Origin of the sequence: Bacillus sp. FSL R7-0685 (assembly GCF_038002425.1) — a bacterium.
GTDB lineage: Bacteria > Bacillota > Bacilli > Bacillales > Bacillaceae > Bacillus > Bacillus subtilis.
Window position 1 is genome coordinate 187,689 of sequence record NZ_JBBOCN010000001.1, and the last position, 19,972, is coordinate 207,660.

18 protein-coding genes, 5 tRNA genes and 1 rRNA gene are annotated in these 19,972 nt (G+C 44.2%); 10 read left to right on the forward strand and 14 right to left on the reverse strand.

Annotation, left to right across the window (positions count from 1 at the left end):
• The first annotated feature begins 30 nt into the window (after positions 1–30).
• Positions 31–146: ribosomal RNA gene (gene rrf / locus MKY50_RS01105) — 5S ribosomal RNA — on the forward strand.
• Positions 147–297: 151 nt separating this feature from the next.
• Here the strand turns inward: rrf and MKY50_RS01110 are convergent.
• Positions 298–534 (reverse strand): hypothetical protein, encoded by a 237-nt coding sequence (locus MKY50_RS01110; protein ID WP_003234987.1) that lies wholly within the window; start codon positions 532–534, stop codon positions 298–300.
• A 382-nt stretch (positions 535–916) separates the two neighbouring features.
• Here MKY50_RS01110 and MKY50_RS01115 point away from each other — a divergent pair, with 382 nt between their 5' ends.
• Together MKY50_RS01115 and MKY50_RS01120 are read left to right on the forward strand one after the other, a co-directional pair.
• Positions 917–2,353, forward strand: coding sequence for a SulP family inorganic anion transporter (locus MKY50_RS01115; protein ID WP_003234986.1), 1,437 nt, complete (start codon positions 917–919; stop codon positions 2,351–2,353).
• A 145-nt stretch (positions 2,354–2,498) separates the two neighbouring features.
• A complete protein-coding gene (locus tag MKY50_RS01120; protein ID WP_010886390.1) occupies positions 2,499–3,419 on the forward strand; it encodes a bile acid:sodium symporter family protein in 921 nt (306 codons plus the stop codon).
• A gap of 9 nt (positions 3,420–3,428) precedes the next feature.
• Here the strand turns inward: MKY50_RS01120 and MKY50_RS01125 are convergent, their stop codons facing one another.
• From MKY50_RS01125 to MKY50_RS01185, 13 genes are all read right to left on the reverse strand, one after another.
• On the reverse strand, positions 3,429–4,181 hold the full coding sequence (locus MKY50_RS01125) for an alpha/beta hydrolase (RefSeq protein ID WP_003234982.1): 753 nt from the start codon (positions 4,179–4,181) through the stop codon (positions 3,429–3,431).
• The gene (gene feuC / locus MKY50_RS01130; protein ID WP_003234980.1) at positions 4,178–5,188 is read right to left on the reverse strand and encodes an iron ABC transporter permease FeuC; all 1,011 of its coding nucleotides are present in this window, start codon (positions 5,186–5,188) and stop codon (positions 4,178–4,180) included. Before feuC ends, MKY50_RS01125 begins: the two co-directional genes overlap by 4 nt.
• Positions 5,181–6,185: a FecCD family ABC transporter permease gene (locus MKY50_RS01135; protein ID WP_003234979.1), complete on the reverse strand. Its 1,005-nt coding sequence runs from the start codon at positions 6,183–6,185 to the stop codon at positions 5,181–5,183. Before MKY50_RS01135 ends, feuC begins: the two co-directional genes overlap by 8 nt.
• A gap of 18 nt (positions 6,186–6,203) precedes the next feature.
• Entirely contained in the window at positions 6,204–7,157 is a 954-nt protein-coding gene (feuA, locus tag MKY50_RS01140; protein ID WP_014478641.1) for an iron ABC transporter substrate-binding protein FeuA, read from the reverse strand.
• A gap of 90 nt (positions 7,158–7,247) precedes the next feature.
• Positions 7,248–8,837 carry a bacillibactin transport transcriptional regulator Btr gene (gene btr / locus MKY50_RS01145; protein ID WP_341116027.1) on the reverse strand — a complete coding sequence of 530 codons (1,590 nt, stop codon included), beginning with the start codon at positions 8,835–8,837 and terminating at the stop codon, positions 7,248–7,250.
• Positions 8,838–9,027: 190 nt separating this feature from the next.
• Complete coding sequence (locus MKY50_RS01150) at positions 9,028–10,272, reverse strand: exo-beta-N-acetylmuramidase NamZ family protein (RefSeq protein ID WP_341116029.1); 1,245 nt, start codon at positions 10,270–10,272, stop codon at positions 9,028–9,030.
• A gap of 13 nt (positions 10,273–10,285) precedes the next feature.
• Positions 10,286–12,214 carry a beta-N-acetylhexosaminidase gene (gene nagZ, locus MKY50_RS01155; protein ID WP_341116031.1) on the reverse strand — a complete coding sequence of 643 codons (1,929 nt, stop codon included), beginning with the start codon at positions 12,212–12,214 and terminating at the stop codon, positions 10,286–10,288.
• A 27-nt stretch (positions 12,215–12,241) separates the two neighbouring features.
• Positions 12,242–13,567: an N-acetylmuramoyl-L-alanine amidase gene (amiE, locus tag MKY50_RS01160; protein ID WP_341116032.1), complete on the reverse strand. Its 1,326-nt coding sequence runs from the start codon at positions 13,565–13,567 to the stop codon at positions 12,242–12,244.
• Positions 13,568–13,623: 56 nt separating this feature from the next.
• Positions 13,624–14,994: a PTS transporter subunit EIIC gene (locus tag MKY50_RS01165; protein ID WP_251187351.1), complete on the reverse strand. Its 1,371-nt coding sequence runs from the start codon at positions 14,992–14,994 to the stop codon at positions 13,624–13,626.
• Positions 14,995–15,019: 25 nt separating this feature from the next.
• Complete coding sequence (locus MKY50_RS01170) at positions 15,020–15,871, reverse strand: MurR/RpiR family transcriptional regulator (protein WP_251187350.1); 852 nt, start codon at positions 15,869–15,871, stop codon at positions 15,020–15,022.
• A 16-nt stretch (positions 15,872–15,887) separates the two neighbouring features.
• On the reverse strand, positions 15,888–16,802 hold the full coding sequence (gene murQ / locus MKY50_RS01175; protein WP_015252967.1) for an N-acetylmuramic acid 6-phosphate etherase: 915 nt from the start codon (positions 16,800–16,802) through the stop codon (positions 15,888–15,890).
• A 109-nt stretch (positions 16,803–16,911) separates the two neighbouring features.
• The gene (locus MKY50_RS01180; protein ID WP_032722859.1) at positions 16,912–17,394 is read right to left on the reverse strand and encodes a GNAT family N-acetyltransferase; all 483 of its coding nucleotides are present in this window, start codon (positions 17,392–17,394) and stop codon (positions 16,912–16,914) included.
• A gap of 12 nt (positions 17,395–17,406) precedes the next feature.
• Entirely contained in the window at positions 17,407–17,862 is a 456-nt protein-coding gene (locus tag MKY50_RS01185; RefSeq protein WP_021481932.1) for a DUF523 domain-containing protein, read from the reverse strand.
• Positions 17,863–18,041: 179 nt separating this feature from the next.
• Here MKY50_RS01185 and MKY50_RS01190 point away from each other — a divergent pair.
• The 7 genes from MKY50_RS01190 to rsiW all read left to right on the forward strand — a co-directional run bounded on the left by MKY50_RS01190 (position 18,042) and on the right by rsiW (position 19,889).
• A tRNA-Glu gene (locus MKY50_RS01190) sits at positions 18,042–18,116 on the forward strand.
• Positions 18,117–18,119: 3 nt separating this feature from the next.
• Positions 18,120–18,195 (forward strand) — tRNA-Val (locus MKY50_RS01195).
• A gap of 4 nt (positions 18,196–18,199) precedes the next feature.
• A tRNA-Thr gene (locus tag MKY50_RS01200) sits at positions 18,200–18,272 on the forward strand.
• A 22-nt stretch (positions 18,273–18,294) separates the two neighbouring features.
• Positions 18,295–18,379: transfer RNA gene (locus MKY50_RS01205), tRNA-Tyr, on the forward strand.
• A 4-nt stretch (positions 18,380–18,383) separates the two neighbouring features.
• Positions 18,384–18,455: transfer RNA gene (locus MKY50_RS01210), tRNA-Gln, on the forward strand.
• Between the two features lie 230 nt (positions 18,456–18,685).
• Positions 18,686–19,249, forward strand: coding sequence for an RNA polymerase sigma factor SigW (gene sigW, locus MKY50_RS01215; RefSeq protein ID WP_003223646.1), 564 nt, complete (start codon positions 18,686–18,688; stop codon positions 19,247–19,249).
• Positions 19,250–19,262: 13 nt separating this feature from the next.
• Positions 19,263–19,889 carry an anti-sigma-W factor RsiW gene (gene rsiW, locus MKY50_RS01220; protein ID WP_015252964.1) on the forward strand — a complete coding sequence of 209 codons (627 nt, stop codon included), beginning with the start codon at positions 19,263–19,265 and terminating at the stop codon, positions 19,887–19,889.
• The last annotated feature ends 83 nt before the right edge of the window (positions 19,890–19,972 follow it).

Consider the following 19,972-nt stretch of genomic DNA (forward strand, 5'->3'; position numbering starts at 1 on the left):
ATCTAGTTTTGAGAGAACACTCTCAATTTGTTTGGTGGCGATAGCGAAGAGGTCACACCCGTTCCCATACCGAACACGGAAGTTAAGCTCTTCAGCGCCGATGGTAGTCGGGGGTTTCCCCCTGTGAGAGTAGGACGCCGCCAAGCAAGCTTAAACCCAGCTCATTGAGCTGGGTTTTTTGTTTTATATCTGTGCCGATTTGCTTTCGTCAGTATCCATTTTATCAAGCTTCTGCTTTTTAAAGTTTTCTAATACTTTTGAATTCCAATACAATCCCTAGCATGATCAACATGAGAGTCATAAATAATCAAAATGCAGTTTGTACGGGAGACTCATCCAGACTCCATCCGACTGCGATTGGCAGGATAGAGCCGCCAATCCATTGGCAGCGAACAGCATGCTTGTCGTTTGTTCTGTTTTTCCATGATAAAATTGATTGGTGACAATAAAATAATGGCGAACATGCCGGCCATAAATAAGTCCTAAGAAAAAACTAAGAATAATCCCTGCAAAAGCTGTTTTATTGATTGCCAAAATACAGAGTTAAATGAGGCCGCTCATATTTATCAGCCTGAGATAATGATGATAGGTTATTTTTTCGGAAACCAGCTCGGGTTGCCAAATGAGAGAAAAGATATTACTGTCATTAAAACGATTCTTGGTTTCATCCGGATATGATAAAATGTCTCAGACTATATTTGAGCCATTTTTTTCTTCAGCAATCATCTTGCGTAATTGATAAAAATTTATTATGATACTCTTTGTATGACAACTCCTTGCCTCAATACAATATACTCAACGTTTCCCCGTTTTCTCCGGTCGTTTTTCTTTTCATTTTCTCCCGTAAAATAAAAAAAGCTCCCAATACAATAGATATGGTGCGGATTTATTTTTTACTAAAAAGGAGTCGTTATATTTGAATAATAGTTTTACATTAAAACAGCAATGGTTCGGGAATATCCGAAAAGACATTCTTGCTGGCATTTTAGTTGCGTTAGCGTTAATACCTGAAGCGATTGGCTTTTCTATTATAGCCGGTGTGGATCCGATGGTCGGTCTTTATGCGTCATTTTGCATAGCCATTATTATTTCTATTTTTGGTGGCAGACCTGGCATGATTTCAGCTGCGACAGGCTCAATGGCAGTCGTTATGGTGTCGCTGGTTGCTGATCATGGGCTTCAGTATTTATTTGCGGCTACGATTTTGACAGGCATTATTCAGGTGATTTTAGGTATCAGTAAAATTGCAAGATTAATGAAATTCATCCCGCGTTCTGTGATGATCGGGTTTGTGAATGCGCTGGCGATCCTTATCTTCTCTGCGCAGCTTCCCCAGTTTGAAGGTGCTTCTTGGAGCATGTATGCGATGCTTGCCGGGTCGTTGGTTATTATTTATGTGCTGCCAAGGTTTACGACTGCTGTTCCGTCTCCGCTTGTGGCGATTATTGTGATGACAATTATTGCGGTCACTTTCCATGTGGATGTGCGGACGGTTGGTGATATGGGCAATATTTCTAGTTCATTGCCTCATTTCTTAATCCCTGATGTTCCGTTTACCTTTGAAACACTGCAAATTATTTTTCCTTATTCAATTGCTTTAGCGTTTGTCGGGTTGCTTGAATCTTTGCTGACAGCACAGATTATTGATGAAATGACGGATACGGATAGTGATAAAAATAAAGAGAGCCGCGGACAGGGAATTGCGAATATCGTGACTGGATTCTTTGGCGGAATGGCAGGCTGCGCTATGATCGGACAATCTGTCATTAATACAAAAGCGGGCGGTCGCGGACGTTTGTCAGCATTTGTTGCCGGTGCTTTTCTGATGTTTTTAATTGCGGTGTTAAGTCATGTCGTGGTGAAAATCCCAATGGCGGCGTTAGTAGCTGTAATGGTTATGGTGTCTGTCGGCACTTTTGATTGGTCTTCTTTAAAAGGTCTCAAAAAAGCGCCGCTCACGGACTCGATTGTCATGGTTGTGACTGTGGTTACGGTTGTTGTGACGGATGACTTATCTAAGGGTGTATTTGTCGGTGTTCTTTTAAGTGCCGTGTTCTTTGTAGCAAAAATCTCGAAGCTGAAAATCGTTTCTCATGCAGAGGATCAAAAGCTTAGAACGTATCAAGTGAAGGGGCAAATCTTTTTTGCGTCAGTGACTGATCTTACGAATGCGTTTATATATCAAGAGGATATTGAGCGGGTTGTGATTGACTTAACTGAAGCTCACGTATGGGACGATTCTGGTGCGGCCGCACTTGATAAGATTGTTGCGAAGTTTAAGGAACAAGGCATTGAAGCTGAGTTAAAAGGTTTGAATAAAGCGAGTAAATCTCTAATGAAACAGATGGCATAAAATAGAGAAGCCCAGATGAATGAGATCTGGGCTTTTTTATATAACATACACTTAAGCAGCATTGATATAATAGAGAGAAGAGAAATTTTAAATAGGGGACTTGCATATGATGCTTCAGAAGCTGAACCGTGTATTGGGGAGAGTGATGCCGCTGTTAACGCCGACTAGTGTGGTGCTGGGCGTGCTGCTGTCTCAGTTTTTAAATGGGTATGAATGGGCTGTGCCTTGGATCTTTGCTTTTATTACGTTTGCAGGCAGTTTGAGCGCGAACTTTCAATCTTTGAGACATGCATTGTCTCATCCTCTCCCTATGATTCTTGCACTATTCGTTCTTCATATTTTCATGCCGCTTTTTGCTTGGGGCAGCGGCCATCTTATATTTAAAGGTGATCCTTTGACGATTACCGGTTTAACATTGGCTGTTGTGATTCCTACGGGGATTACAAGCTTGATTTGGGCAGCGATGTACAAAGGGAATGTCGGTTTGACACTTTCGATTATTTTAGTTGATACTGTGCTGTCACCGCTAATCGTACCGCTGAGTCTTTCATTGCTGGCCGGCGCTCAGGTTCACATGGATGTGTGGGGAATGATGAAAGGTCTGATTGTAATGGTCGTGATTCCTTCTTTTTTGGGCATGCTGTTTAATCAGATGTCATCTCCAGAAAGAACTGCGTTTGTGAGCAGTGCGCTGTCGCCTTTTTCAAAGCTTTGCTTGATGGCAGTGATTGCGATTAACAGTTCAGCGATTGCTCCTTATTTCAAATCCATTGATTTGAGATTTGCAGGAATAGCTGTAACGGTATTCTTTATCGCGTTAACAGGTTATGCCGCTGCTTGGCTGATCGGAAAAATGATGAAAAGGCGGCAAGAGGAAATAGTCTCTCTTATATTTACGGGAGGCATGAGGAATATTAGTGCCGGCGCAGTTCTTGCCGTTACGTTCTTCCCGTCTCAGGTTGCCGTTCCTGTTGTGATCGGCATGCTGTTTCAGCAGATATTGGCTGCTTTGTTTGGCTATATGCTGAATCGTTTTGAATTAAAACCAATGTTGCAGAAGGCATAAAAAAACCGCTCATAGGGTTGAGCGGTTTTTTCCGTATAGCCATTCGAGCGCGTTGATGAACTGTTTGCAGAAATACTTGTGGTGGTGCACCGCTCCTTTTTCAATTGAAAGACACAACTGGTCTTCAGTGAAGCCTTTTTCTTTTAGACTTTGATGAACTTGCTTTGTTTTTTTCAGCATATGTCGCTGAATGGATTGTTTTTCACGGCCTTCTTCACTCCCGATAGACATGAAAACACGTGCAGTGCCGGGCTTTAAAGAAGATATATGAATGGTTTCCGCTGCGTTCTCGTACCAGTATGAACCTGATATAGAGCCTATTTTCCCGAACATTGACGGATATTTTAATATGGCGAACATTGAGATGAGGCCGCCTAATGAGGCACCGATCATTCCTCTTGACTGCGGTTCCCTGGTGACGTTCCAGTTTTCTTCGATTAGCGGAATGAACTGGTTCGTTATATCAGACAGATAGTGATATCCCATTCCGCCGAAGTCCGTGAACCGATCACTGAGTGATGCAGCCGGCCATGGGGTGTATTCATCAAGCCGGTTTTCGGGTTCGATACCGATCAGCACGAGTTCAGGGAGCCTTTGCTGTTGAAAGGCGCTTTCTAGTAATTCGATTTGGTTTTGGAACAAAGAACTGCCATCCTGCACGTAAACAGCAGGAAATCCCCCGCTGTCTGTGCTGTAGGAAGGAGGGAGGTACAGCGTGAACCTCCTGTTGCCGGCTTTGTGTTCTGAAAGAGATCCTTTCAAGCATTCTCCCCCTTTTTTTGCTTGAAAAGCAGATATAAGAAATAAGGAACTCCGAGGATCGCCAAAATGATGCCTGCGGGCACTTCTGCGGGCTGAAAAAACAGTTTTCCGGCAAAGTCTGCGCTTATCACAAGAAGCATCCCGATTAAACCGCTCAGTGGCAGGATATAGCGATGTTCGACGCCAGCCAGTCTCCGTGAGATATGGGGAGCAATTAAGCCGACAAACGCCATACTTCCCGCTACGGAGACACAGGCGCTGATGATTGCTACACAGGCAACGAGAAGGATGGTTTTTTCTTTATTTGATGAAATACCGAGGCTTCTGACTGTGTCTTCATCAAAACGAATGGTGTCGAGCAGGCGGGATTTGCCGATAAGAATCGGTATAAACAGCAGCATCCATGGGAGTACAGCTGTAATATACGTCCAGTTGGCAGACCAGATGCTTCCGTTTTTCCACACCATGGCCATTTGATAGTCTTGCGGGTCCATTTTTAAAGATAAAAACAAAGACAGGGCGCTGAATCCTGAATTGATCGCAATCCCTACCAAAATAATTCTTCCTGAATCTAAATTGCCTCTGTGCCATGCAAATATGTAAATCAGGATCGCCGCGATGAGCCCGCCTATCAATCCAAAGAGCGGCATTCCCATCGCTGCAGCTATGGATGTCACTTCCTTCTGGCCTTGGAATAAGAGCATAAACGCTACAATGCCAGCTCCTGCCCCTGCGTTGATTCCGAGAATTCCAGGGTCAGCAAGCCCGTTTCTCGTGATGGCCTGGATAACAGCGCCTGCAATGCCAAGACCGAGTCCAATAATAGCAGCCATGACAACCCGCGGCAGTCTTAAATCGAACAGCAAAATTTCATACTGCGGATTCGGGTCGATTTGAAAAAGAGTGGAGAGCAGCTCAGCAGGACGAACAGAAAATGATCCGCTCGTTAAGCTGAAATAGCTGACAACAAGAATCAAAGCGATGAACAATGCATATTTTTTAGCCATTTTGCTCCCCTCCTTTTCGTTTAATTAAATAAAGGAAGAAAGGTACGCCGATAATGGATGTTACGACCTCAATCGGTGTTTCAAACGGATAGTTGATAAATCTGCTTGCGAGATCACACAGGGTTAAAAAGATTCCGCCCAAAATACAGGAACACGGAATCAGCCTGCTGTAATCAGAGCCGACGAGAAATCTCGTGATATGCGGAACAACCAACCCGACAAACGCAATTTTTCCGGCCAGCGCTACGGCACTGCCGGTTAAAATGATGACGGAAAGCATCGCCATGATTTTAATGGTTTTTTTCTTTTGCCCCAGGCTTTTAGAAATGTCGTCCCCTAATGATACAGCGGTTACCTTTTTGCTGAGAGAAATGGCCATTATAATGCCAATCAGGAAAAACGGAGCGGCAAGCTTCAGGAAATCTGGACTCATTTGATGAAGTCTGGCACTGTACCAGAAACTGAGATCCTGAGAAATTTGAAAATAAATCGACATGGCCGCTGATAAGCTGCTGAGCAGCATGCTTGTGACTGTGCCGATGATGGCGAGCTGCACGGGGGTAAATCCGTTTGGCATCATGGCGGCAAGGCCGAATACTAACACCGCTCCTAACGCTGAGCCGATAAAAGAGTATATCATCATTTCAATCGAAGATGATTGCGGGAGCAGAACCATGCAAAGCGTAATGATAAACGCTGAACCATCTGAAACACCCATAATGGATGGCGAAGCTAAATAATTGCGCGTAATGCCCTGCATAAGCGCTCCAGAAACAGCAAGGGCTGCCCCTATGAGCAGAGCGCCGGCAGCCCTTGGAATCCGGGAGTGCCATATAATTTGATGGTCTGTGTTTCCCGGATCGAAATGAATAAGAGATGTAAAAACAATATCTGTGCTAAGATGCTTTGCCCCATAAAGGATTGAAAGCAAAAGTGACAGCGCTATAGCGAATGGAGAAGTAATCAATATGATACGTGTCCACTGTTTTGAATACATACAAAAACCTACTCTGAATTAGTTTTGTGTCAATTTTTCAGCAGCCGCTTTCAGGAAACGGACTTTGCTCCAAGCTGTGCCGCCTTGTGCGAGAGGGTCCACTGAGTTGACATACACATGGTCTTCTTTGACTGCTTTAAGGCTTTTCCAGATTGGATTTTTCTCTAAATCTTTTAAGGCATCAGGTTTGTCTGCATTTTCATCATCAGAAAATTGGACGAAAATATGGTCCGGGTTCATTTCACTTAATTTTTCTAATGAAATCAGCTCTTGCGCTTTTGCAGCTTTTACTTCGTTCGGCGCCTTAAGGCCTAAATCACCGTATAGTGTGGAGTTGAAATACACCTGTTCAGGGTAAATGTAAATGTTGCCTTGTCTGATTCTGATGACAAGCGCTTTTGAATCTTTCGCTTTATCGTTGATTTTTGTTTTTGTTTCTTTTAGATCCTGTTCATAGTCTGCAATAATTTTCTTTGCTTTTTTCTCTTTTCCAGTCAGCTGGGCAAGCAGCATCATGTTTTCCTTCCAGTTTGAAGAGATATGAGAAACTGGGATCGTCGTGCCTGCTGTGCTGATTTTTTGAAGCGTTTTTTCCGGAAACTTTGTTGAAGCAAGGATAACATCTGGCTTCATTTCAAGAATCTTTTCAATATTTGGCTCCATTTTTTCTCCGGTTGGTTTGGCTTTATCAGTGATGTCTTTGAACATATCAGGGAATTTGCCGGAGAATGAAATTGCGCCTTGCGGATGAACGTCAAGCAATTTCGCGTCTTCCATTGATTCAACGCTTCCCGTAATGGCAATTTTGTCTGTCGGTACAGTTACTTCATATGTTTTATCAAGGTATTCAATTTTCTTCTTCTCAGATGCTGTGCCGCTTGCCTTGCTGGCAGTTGATTCATTTTTACTGCCGCAAGCTGCCGCTGTCAGCGCGAGAAGCAAGATTAATAAGGTGAGAGATATCTTTTTCATCTATAGAGCCTCCTGTTCAATTGATAACTATTATCAATTGGAATTATAGAGAATGAACAGATATAACACCATGGACAAATTCCTGATTTATCATGGACAATCTCCGGATAGTAAAGAAACAGTTTGCTGAACGATGCGTTCGTGCCCGCAAGCTGAGTATTCATTCCACGGGTCAAGGGATAGAAGATAAACACGGTTATTCCGTACCGCGCTTAGGTTTTGCCATGCTTCTGTCTGCTGTAATTGCTGGTAGTAAGCTATGGTCTCCGGCTCTTTAAAAAGAAAAAGCATCATACTGTCAGCTTGGTAATTTGCGATATTTTCTAACGAAATCGCTTGTTCTGAAGGTGTGTCAGCCGTTGTTGCCGAGCTGAATCCTAAATCCCCAAAGAAAACTTCGCGGACACTTCGGTTATGAGCCAGATAGAAGTTTTGCTTATGCAGCCTCAAAAAGAGAAAACGCAACCCTTGGACGTGCTGAAGTGTTTTTTTGGCGGCTGTTGTCTGCTGGTCATAATCCGCTAGCCACTTTTCTGCTTCGGACTCCTCCTTTAAAAATGAGGCAGTTTGGAGAAAGTGGGTTCTCCAGCTTTCTCTTGAAGGAAGGTACATGACTTCTGCGATGCGATTCAGGCGATCTTGTTCTTCTGGGGAAATAGAATCCATGCTGACAATCACATCTGGTTCTGCCTGTGATAACGTGTACAGGTTTTCTTCCCACTTTTCATTAAACCGGTATGCACTGAGCTGGACGGGTATATCTGTCGAATAATGCTGATAGTAGTAAGACGTCCATTTCGGATGCAGAGCGGCCGCAAAAGGTATGTGGTGAAGAGGGATGAGATGGCCCATTGTGCCCCTTCCGTATGCGGCGATTTTCTTTCGGCGTTTTTTCATATAGCTTGTAGGTGAACAGCCTGTATATTTTTTAAAGATTCTGCTGAAATAAAATTCATCTTGATAACCGGTTTGATGTGCGATTTCTTTCAATTTGCAGTTTGATTTTGCCATGAGCCGTTTTGCCTTTGTGATTCGTGTTTTCGTAATAAATTCTGTTACGCTCTGTCCTGTCCATTTTTTAAAGCTTTCACTGTAGTGTTTGGCACTGATTCCTGCCATTTGCGACAGCTGGGCAAGCGTGATTTTTGTATCGGCATGAGTTTCGATATAGTGTTTTGTTTTTTCGATTGCTGAATGTGTATCCGTTTGATCAGATAAACTGGCAGTAAAAAGGTCATAAATCAGGCTTTGTACTTCAATCACACATTTTAGCTGAGAAAGCTGAGACGATTCATTCCATAGTGCGGCAAGCTCTTGAAGCCGGACTGCAAGATTTTCGATATGTGAAACATTCATAAGCTTCAGGTTGGCTAATTCCGATTCTGTGCACGGTGTGAAAATATCTTGTCCGGTTTCCTTGATATAGCTTTGAAGCCTGATCAGACAGGCATCTATATGTCCATCGGCTGCTGGCGTAAAGCCAAAGGTATCGTTAGGTGGACAAACATAAAGTGTCTTTTTTTGCAGAGGATTGGTGTTTGTTCCGATCGAAATATAGCCGTTTCCTTTTAAATGAAAAATCAGCACGAATGAATCGGCTAATTGCTGTTCTGAGAAGAGATCACTTGTCTTTTTTAGATATTCAATTTGTACCGGTTGATAAATCACTGCATTTTGCACGAGTAGACCACCTTTTCAGAAACGTTCAATTGATAATCATTTTCAATAAAAATTGTACCAAATAAATGAAAGTTTTCCTATATAAAGCGAGTGGGTTTTTAGCATGAAAAAAACCCTTACTTATGTGTAAAAGTAAGGGTCTTTCGTTCAATAAGAATATGTTACACGTGTAACATACGATGCTTATGTTCTAATAAATGAGATACTTTTTTCTTGTTTTGCTGAATTGTTGGACTGTTTTTTCATAGCTGTTTATGATGTCCTCAACCGAAGTTCCATTTTCAATTTTTGTCCTGATCCAGCCGTTGCCTGCCAGTTTATCGAATGAACCTGTTGACAGGAACTCAAAATCCTCAGGATAGAGATCGTGTATGGTTTTAATGACTGAAAGACCCGTTTTAACGGCTTCAAACTTATCTCTGTCTGTCACATAGAGCTGCACACCGTGGCAAAGCGTTCCTTGATGTTTAGAAAACGTCGGTGTGAAGGATGCTGCCCTAAATGTAACGCCCGGCAAATGGAGGCTGTTTAATGTTTCTTCAAGTTCTGTGCTTTTGATAAAGGGAGCTCCGATCAATTCGAATGGCTTTGTTGTCCCACGCCCTTCGGATATATTTGTTCCTTCAATCAGCCCGATTGCAGGATAAACAAATGTGCTTTCCACCGTCGGCATGTTAGGCGAAGGGAGGACGAAAGGCAATCGGGTATCGTCAAAATCCATTTTTCGTTTCCAGTGTTTCATTTTTACCACTGTAAGATCAGCATCAATACTAAATTCTTTGTTGAACAGTGAAGCCAATTCGCCTATCGTCATCCCATGCTTCAATGGAATGGGATACAATCCGACAAATGAGGCGTATTCAGGTTCTAAGATTGGTCCTTCAATATGATTCCCGCCTTGAGGATTCGGACGGTCCAGCACCATAAATGGAATGCCGTTTTCTTTAGCGGCTTCCATTGCGTATGCCATTGTATAAATGTACGTGTAGAAACGGGTCCCGACATCCTGAATGTCAAACATTAGAATATCGACATTTTTCAGCATTTCTGGAGTCGGTTTTTTCGTTTTTCCGTAGAGGCTGTATACGGGAACCCCGGTTTTTTCGTCAATGTAAGAGCCTACTTCGTCTCCAGCCTGGGCGTCACCGCGGACGCCGTGTTCAGGGCCGAATAAAGCTGTCAGTTTGATATCTGGGTTCTCGTAAAGAATATCGACACTGCTTTTCAGAGATGCGTTTACTCCGGTTGGATTGGTGATCAGTCCGATGCGTTTTCCCTTGAGCTTTTTTTTATAGTCTGGCAAGAGCGTGTCTATACCAGTCTGGACTTTAGGTTTTTTAGCTGTTTGATTCTTGTCATCGGGTGAAGCAGAGGCAGCGGTTATCGTTCCGAACATCATGAGCCCTGTCAGAAAAGCGAATATTGTTTTTCTCATGTGTCCCTCCTTATTAAAGCGGTTTTCCCGTTTTGATATTTAATCCGTAGCCATATGGATAAAGGGTGTCCCCCGGGTTCGTGACTGATGGGATGTCAACTGGAAGTGTGCCTTTAGGTTTTGCCTGGCCGAAAATCGCCATCACTCCGGCCGGAATATTAGGTTGAAGATAACGGCCATTTGCGTATCCTTTAAAGCCATAGACTGCAATCAGTGCCTTTGCTTCTTCGAAATTGGCTGCATCATAGGGGTTGCGCAGGCTCATTAAGACAAATGGTTTGTTGTGCTGCAGTGCGGCTTTCATGACAGCTCTCGGAAACACGGTGGCCCATTTGCTTGAATCTGATATTGTGTCGTCGATGACACCGTCGTTGACGACAGGGTCATTTTTGACGACATAGGAGCCGGTTATGATATAATCAGCCTTTTTTACTTGTTTTGCATGCTCGGCATTAAATACTTGGTTGGCAAAATTCATATTGTCGACAGATACGGGTTTGATTTTCTTTCGCTTGATGAGATCGTGAATGGTTTGTTCGATTGAAGCAGTTTGTTCTTCGTAAGGTGCCACAATTAAGATGTGGCTGCCTTTTTTAGGCTTGAACGGCAAAGTGTGCTGTTCATTTTTTAATACAGTTACTGCTTTTTCAGCTATTTTTTTCTCTGCTTTCAGGTGCTGCTTGCTTCCTACGATTTTTTGGGCTTTGGCTATTTTTTCTTTTGTACTGTCGCTGTTTCGCGCTGGATACATGCCGCGTTTTATTTTCAGAGAAATGATTCTTTCAACTGATTTGTTGATTTGTTGTTCAGGAATATCCCCGTCTTTCACGGCTTCTTTCAAAGCTTGAATAACACGTGCGAATTTCTGTTCTTCTTTCATTGAAGTGACTGAGGCTGGCATTAATGCAATATCGACACCAGCTTTTACGGCCATGACCACAGCCTCTTCCTGTCCGAAATGATCTGCGATTGCCTTCATATTGAGTGCATCGGTAACGATCACACCATTAAAGCCCATTTCCTGACGAAGAAGACCTGTCATCACTTTTTTTGAAAGTGTAGCTGGAACCAGAATGTCCGATCCATCGAGTTTGCTTTTGTATGTGGTGTCGTCGAAGGCAGGGAATTGAACATGGGCTGTCATCACCATATCAGCACCAGCATCAATTGCTTTTTGAAAAGGATAAAGCTCGACCTCACGAAGCCGTTCTTGGCCATGGGAAACGAGCGGCAGTCCATAATGGCTGTCAACGTCCGTGTCTCCATGTCCCGGGAAATGTTTGAGGGCAGACGCGATATCCTGCCGCTGCAACCCTTTCATCGTGTATAAACCGAGGCGTGATGTCAGTTCTCGATTGGAGCTGAATGACCGTACGCCGATTACAGGATTATTAGGATTATTGTTAATGTCCACGACAGGGCTGAAATCTGTATTGATGCCTAAGGCAGAGAGCTCTTTCCCAATGATGCTGCCGGTCTGATACGCATTGATTCTGCTTCTGGCTGCGCCCAGCGCCATATTCCCTGGGAAATTAGTGCCCTCCCCTAACCTCGTTACAATGCCGCCTTCCTGATCAATACTCAGCATGAGCGGGATTTTTGGACTTGCCTTTTGGTAATCGTCTGTCAGCTGGACAGTTTGTTTTGTTGTTTTTACATTTTCTGCAAAAAGGATGATGCCTCCGAATTGATATTTCTTGACGAGGCTGGCGACTTCATCATTCATTTCTGTAAGGGCTTGCGGAGAGGACTCGCCTTCCTTTTGCCAATTTCTAAAATCAGGCATCAGCATCTGGCCGAGTTTTTCATCTAAAGACATACGATTGACAATCTGATTGGCATCGATTGCACGTTTGGATGCAGAGGCTTCTGTTTGTCTGGCCCCGAAAAAGCATGAAAGAAAGAGAACGGCTGAAAGGATAAGCGGAAAGACAGGTCTCATAGAAACTTCCTCCTATCGTCTAATCATTCACTCCATCGCTTCATAAATCGCGGTTATGACACTTCCATAACTGCCTGTTGCAAATTGATCACCCTCAAAGACGTTTGGATTTTCTTCCGGATCAATAACTGGTGTATGCTTTTTATTTGTTAACAATGCGATGCCTAAATTGTATGCTGGATCAATAATTGTAACTGTCCCCGTCCAGCCGGTATGCCCGTAAGCATTTTCACTGGCATGAGGGCCAAACATCCATTCCATGCTTTTACTTCCATTCCGCCTCCAGCCAAGAGCGAATGTCGGATCTGTTGCTGAAGGTGCTGTAAACAGGTCGGCTGTTTTCTGATCAAATAAAGAAATATTTCGGTATGAACCTTTGTTTAACATGACTTGCAGCAGTATGGCCATATCATCTGCATTTGAGAACAATCCGGCATGCCCAGACACGCCATCCATTGAGTAAAACGCTTTTTCGTCATGCACTTCTCCTTGCAGCGAGTTTGTGCGGATGTTAGGGAATTGAATAACGCCGTCACGTGTATTGCCCATGCGTTCAGTAGCTGCGAACTGTTTCGGTTTAAAGCCCTTTTGCAGCGGATTGTACAAGGTATGCTTCAGCCTGAGCGGTTTGTAGAGCTCTTGCTCCGTGTAGACATCAAGCCGTTTGCCGGTGAGTTTTTCGACAATACATCCGAGTAGCATATATCCAATGTCACTGTATACGTGCTTTGTCCCAGTTTGGTAATCGAGCGGAATTTTCGTCAAATATTCAATCGTTTTGTCCCGTTCCTGGGAATAGTACTTGCCGGCTTTTTCCGGCGTGTAAAAGTAAAAGCTTGATGGGAGCCCTGATTGGTGCTGGAGGACATCGATGACACGTATCTTGTCTTTTCCTTTTATGAGGTCACCCGGCTGATCCTTGAAACCCGGCAAATATGCAGAAACTTTTTCATAGACGTCAAGTTTTCCTTGGCTGACTAAGCGCTGCAATGCAAAATTTGTTGCGTACATTTTTGTATTTGAGGCTAAGTCAAACATCGTGCGGGTTTTCATTTTGGCCGGACGGCGCAGCAGTTCTGATCCTTCGTACTTTTTACTGTAGCCGTATGCTGCTTTTTTTATGATGCGTCCATCCTTCACCACCACAAGAACGGCGCCTGGAAATCCTGCTGCAATATCCCGTTCTATCATCTGATCTACCTTCCTTAGCTTCTTCGTCGAGAATTGTGCAGTTTCTGCATTTATGGTTTTCGGCTCAACCAAGTTGTCTGCTGTTTGTGCGAAGGTTTCATTTGGCGCAAATATCGATAGGGTTAAAATGGCACTGAATATGAACAGTGTCTTTGTTTTCACAGGCTAGCCCCTTTCTGTGCTTCTATCCCGTTTACTATCCCTAAAACAGAAACAATTTAATCGAACTGAGAAGCCATTTCATCTTTATATCCGAATGCATAGGTTAATAAAAAACCGGCCGCGTAGGAAATAAAGAGCCCAATGATATACAAAATGATTTGCGAAGGCAGGACTAGAAAGGAAAGCGGCAGTCCGGAGACACCAATCGCAATGGTGGCTACTTGAAAATAAGCTTGAAAGGCGCCGCCGATTCCAGCTCCTAAACATGCTGTTAAAAACGGACGGCCAAGCGGCAGCGTGACTCCGAAAATAAGCGGTTCACCAATGCCGAGCAGTCCCGATGGAAGCCCGCCGGCGATTGCTTTCCTCAGTGTTGTTTTTTTCGTCTTCACGAAAACGGCAAAGGCCGCGCCTACCTGTCCTGCACCTCCCATAGCCAAAATAGGGAGCAGAGGATCATTGCCAATTGAATTGATCAGTTCCATGTGCACAGGCGTCAAGCCTTGATGCAGTCCGGTTACGACGAGAGGAAGGAAGGTTGCGCCCAGAATAAAGCCCGCAGCGATGCCGCCGATGTCCAGGATGGACAGTAGGCCGGATGTAATAGCATCAGAAATGAATCCGCCTAAAGGCATAAATACGACATACGTTACGATTCCGGTGATTAACAGTGAAACGGTGGGTGTGACAATGATATCGAGTGATTGAGGGATAAAACGGCGAATAAATTGTTCGGTGTAAGCAATGAATATGGCTGCGAAAAGGACGCCGATCAGACCTCCCCTGCCCGGGAGAAGCTCTTCTCCAAATAAACTGATTTTTGCGATCTCCGGATTGATAATCAAGATCCCGGCCAAAGCCCCAAGTGCGGGTGTCCCGCCAAATTCTTTCGAAGCGTTAATACCAACGAGAATGCCGAGATAAGTGAACAGCCCTGATCCGATGACTGTCAGGATAACCGCAATTTGTGAGTCTGCAGAGAGCCAGCCTGCTTGAATAATTGCTTTGGTAATCCCAGTAATTAAACCGGAAGCGACTAGAGCGGGAATAAGAGGGATAAAAATGCTGGCAATTTTACGTAAGAAAAGTTTAAAAGGAGTGGCGTTTTTTCGATTGATATCGGCTTTCTTTTTGGCCGCTGCGTCTTTGACATCGGCACCTTCTTCTGCTGCTGACACGAGCTTTGAGAAAGCAGCTGTAACATGATTGACGACTCCTGTGCCGAGGATAATTTGTAAGGTTTCAGCTTCAACGACCCCCAATACGCCGTCAAGCTTTCTTAAAGCCTGAGCATCCGCTTTGCTTTCATCGTAAGGCGTAATGCGCAGGCGTGTCATGCAATGCGTATATGAAGAAATATTGGATTTTCCTCCGCATAGCTCAAGGATTTTCTGTGCGAGATGATGGTAGTTATTTTCTTTACTCATTAAAACCCCTCCCCTTCAAGATGCCTTATTTTTTTCTCATAGATTGGATGGCTGCTCTCGTTTTATCGATATAACCGATTGTCGTTTCATACTGCTCAGCCGCCATGCCTAAAAACAAAACATCAATTATAAAAAGCTGGGCGAGGCGGGAGGAAGTGGCCGCACTTCGAATCAAGGCTTCATTGGAATGGGCTGTATACAATGGGACATCAGCCAGTGCGGAGACGGATGTCTGACTGAATTGTGTGAGGCTGATCGTTGTGATGCCTTTTTCCTTGGCCATGGCGAACAGTTCAATGATTTCCTGTGTCTCTCCTGAAAACGAAATGGCGAATACGATGTCGTCTTTATCTGCATTTGCGATTAAAGATGCCACAAGATGAGTGTCTGTAAACGCGGTTGCTTGTTTATGAATGCGAAGCCACTTTTGCTGGGCGTCCTTGGCGACAATGCCGGAAGCCCCGAGACCGATAAAATGCACGGTATGAGCTTTGAGAAGCAGAGAAACCGCTCGTTCAAGCTCTTTGTAATCCATCAGGTCTGAAGTATCCTGAATGGCTTGAATGGCATTGCCGGCCGTTTTTTCGGAAATGGAGGGCAGCGGCTCGTGGGGAACAATATCCCGGTAGCCCTGAAAAGTAGGCTTTGCCAGATCGCCTGCTACTCTCATTTTTAAATCTTGAAATCCTTTCAAACCGAGTGATTTGCAGAGCCTGATGACGGCAGCGTCACTTGAATTGGCTAAGGCGCTGATTTCGTTGACCGTGCTTTCGATTGCTTTGTGGGGATGGGCTAGGATATAATCTGCAAGTTTGCGCTCGGATGGAGGGAGCTTATGCTTCATTGATTGGATGATCGCTAAACCGCCTGTGGCCATTCTAGTTCTCTCCTTATCATGGATGGTAATGTTCGATTGCTTTGTCAATGAAACCGTTTGCTTCATCGAGTAATGTCTTTGCTTGTTTCTGATCTGTGCTTGTTTTGAGCATGACGATTGCTGTTTTGACGTGATGATCGGCTTGTTCCAGAGTGTATCTGGCTGTGTCGTATGAAGCGTTTGTAAGGCTTTGGATGATGCTGATGGCGCGTTCTTTTAGTTTTTTGTTGCTAACGTTGACGTCTACCATCAAGTTTTCGTAAACCTTGCCGATTTTGACCATTACAGCGGTAGATATCATGTTTAGAATCATTTTATGTGCGGTTGCGGCTTTCATACGTGTTGATCCTGTAATGGCCTCAGGTCCGACGACAACCTCAATGCTGTGATCCGCATCCTTGCTGATGGCGGAATTTTCATTGCAAGTAAGGGCGATGGTGTGTGCTCCGACTTTGCGGGCGTATCTTAGGGCGCCTGCGGCGTACGGTGTGCGGCCGCTTGCTGCGATGGCAATGACGGTGTCATTTGAAGTGAGCTGTATGTTTCTTAAATCTTCAGCTCCTGCTTCTTCACTGTCTTCAATGCCCTCTGCTGCCTGTAAAAAGGCTTTGGGGCCTCCAGCCATGATTCCGATGACCTGATCTGGGCTTACGCTGTAGGTGGGAGGACATTCAACAGCATCCATGACGCCGAGTCTGCCGCTTGTGCCGGCGCCTGTATATATGAGCCGGCCTCCATTTTGGAACGATTCATATGCGCAGTCTACAGTTGTTTTGATGTCGGGGAGAACCTCCTGAACGGCTGCAGCGACTTTCATATCTTCGTTGTTGATCATTTTGAGGATGCCAAGAGTGTTTGCTTTGTGGATTTCAACTGTTTGGCTATTGCGTGATTCCGTTGTAAGACGGTGAAGGTTTAATGGTTCTGACATGAGGATGCCCCCTGTTTTAAAATGATATATCTCAATATTCAGTATATTCATTTCTGTTATGATATTTCAACTATGTTTTTAAATTTTTGAAATTTTATTTCACTCAAGACTATAAGAAATGTTGAAGGATCAACTGTTCTCCAAGCGGGCCGATTCTTCGCCGTCCTTTATCAAGGAACCCGCTTTTCATATAAAGGTGTTTTGCGCGTATGTTCAGATGATTGACGGCCAAGATGATTTCGTCGCACCATGGAAAATATCCGCTCACAAAAGCGGGAAGCAAAAGCATGGCTTTTTTCGCATAGCCTTTTCCGTGGTGCACAGCGTTTAAAGACAGGGAGCTGAGCAGTAAAGCAAATGGATTGTTAGAATAGGAAGCAAGCGTTTCTTTTGATGCATGTAAAATGAAAAAACCGACTGGAAGGTCGTCTTTTAAGATAACAACCGGGTATCGGTCCTGTATGCCCAGAGCCTGAGACAGCACCTCTTTCGGGAGGGAGGTAAAGCGTTTGTCATCGTTGGTGAGCGTGAATGATTGGAGCTCGGGCAAGTGTTCAGGCTTATAGAAGGATAAAGAAATGTCTTGAGTCATGGGGTGGCCTCCTTACAAGATGTCGTCAAGCTCGTTTTCCGAAATGACGCGGTAGCCCGCTTGTTTTAACAGTGCGGCGGTTACTCCGCTGCCGGTGATTTTTTTGCCAGAGAATGTGCCGTTATAGATAAAACCGCTTCCGCAAGATGGACTGTTTTCTTTTAATATGACGGCAGAAGCGTTGATTTCTTTTGCGTAAGCCAATGTTTTCGCGGCGCCTTCCATATATAGTTCTGTGACGTCTTCTCCTGAAGCTGTCACGATTTTCGCTGTTCCATTGAGGACATCCTCGCCGGTGCCTCCTATGATTTCTGCGGGTTCGCGTGGGGTAGAGAAGCCGCCGAGAAGTTCAGGGCAAGCCATGACTGCTTTCTTTTCATCGACGAGTTTTCTGATTTTCTCCGACGCTGCGTGAGAGCCGTTATATCTGCATTCAATGCCTCCAAGGCAAGAACTGACTAGAATCATATTGGTTTCTCCTCTCTTGCTTTGCTTGTCTCTATCATAAAATAAATGGCTTTAGTTGGGAGGCTTTTTCAGTTAAAAAAGGAGTTAAAAAGTTTGAAAATAAAAAATTTAATTTTTCTCTTTACAAACAGGGGGTGACCTGTATATAATAACTTTTGTCAGCTCGACGAGAACACAACGGCCCGTTGGTCAAGCGGTTAAGACACCGCCCTTTCACGGCGGTAACACGGGTTCGAATCCCGTACGGGTCACCATTTGGAGGATTAGCTCAGCTGGGAGAGCATCTGCCTTACAAGCAGAGGGTCGGCGGTTCGAGCCCGTCATCCTCCACCATCTTGCCGGTGTAGCTCAATTGGTAGAGCAACTGACTTGTAATCAGTAGGTTGGGGGTTCAAGTCCTCTTGCCGGCACTGTTTTTTCAAAATTTTATGTGGAGGGGTAGCGAAGTGGCTAAACGCGGCGGACTGTAAATCCGCTCCCTCAGGGTTCGGCAGTTCGAATCTGCCCCCCTCCACCATTATTGGGCTATAGCCAAGCGGTAAGGCAACGGACTTTGACTCCGTCATGCGTTGGTTCGAATCCAGCTAGCCCAGTCACAGACACCTTTGATCAAAAGGTGTCTTTTTTCTTTTCGGAAAAATCATTCCAACTTCTAACTGTTCAGTCTGTATAATAATTTTAAAAATATGTTAAGGTAGTTTATTCACGAATTACCATCTACACCCTGCCAAAAATTTGTTAAACTTATTTTATAAAAAAATTGAAACCTTTTGAATCGAAGCTCGTATACATACAGACCGGTGAAGGCAGAGGTTAGATAAATATGGAAATGATGATTAAAAAAAGAATTAAACAAGTCAAAAAAGGCGACCAGGATGCATTTGCGGACATCGTAGATATTTACAAAGATAAAATTTATCAGCTTTGCTACCGTATGCTTGGCAATGTGCATGAGGCGGAGGATATTGCACAGGAAGCTTTCATCAGAGCGTACGTTAATATCGACAGTTTTGATATTAACCGGAAATTTTCAACTTGGCTTTATCGAATCGCGACCAATTTGACCATTGACCGCATTCGCAAAAAGAAGCCGGATTATTACCTCGATGCAGAGGTGGCTGGTACGGAAGGCTTGACCATGTATTCTCAAATCGCCGCAGATGGTGTTTTGCCTGAAGATGCAGTTGTATCGCTGGAGCTCTCAAACACGATACAGCAGAAAATTTTAAAGCTTCCTGACAAATACAGAACAGTCATCGTATTAAAGTATATTGACGAACTCTCATTAATTGAAATCGGGGAGATTCTAAACATCCCTGTGGGGACTGTGAAAACGCGGATTCACAGAGGCAGAGAGGCTCTTAGAAAACAATTAAGGGATCTTTAAGTGGGGTGATGAAATGAGCTGTCCTGAACAAATTGTGCAGCTTATGCATATGCATCTTGATGGAGATATCCTTCCAAAAGATGAACACGTATTAAATGAACATCTGGAGACATGCGAGAAATGCAGAAAGCATTTTTACGAGATGGAGAAATCCATAGCGCTCGTACGGAGCACATCGCATGTCGAAGCCCCCGCGGATTTTACCGCTAATGTCATGGCAAAATTGCCTAAGGAGAAGAAAAGAGCTTCTGTAAAAAGATGGTTCAGAACCCATCCCGTTATCGCAGCTGCTGCGGTATTCATCATTTTGATGGGCGGGGGTTTTTTTAACAGCTGGCATAATGACCACAATTTCAGCGTGTCCAAGCAGCCGAATCTTGTGGTTCATAACCATACTGTGACCGTGCCAGAAGGTGAGACGGTCAAAGGTGATGTCACTGTTAAAAACGGCAAGCTGATTATTAAAGGCAAAATAGACGGGGATGTAACCGTCGTAAACGGCGAAAAGTATATGGCCTCTGCTGGACAAGTCACCGGTCAGATTGAAGAAATCAATCAATTATTCGACTGGACATGGTACAAGATGAAGTCTGCGGGGAAAAGTGTACTCGATGCATTCAGTCCGAACGGAGAAGAGTAAAGCGCGTTAGCCGCTTTGCTCTTTTTTTGCGGGCTGAGAGGGCTGGCACATTTCACTTGCTAAATCGAAATGTGGTATAATGG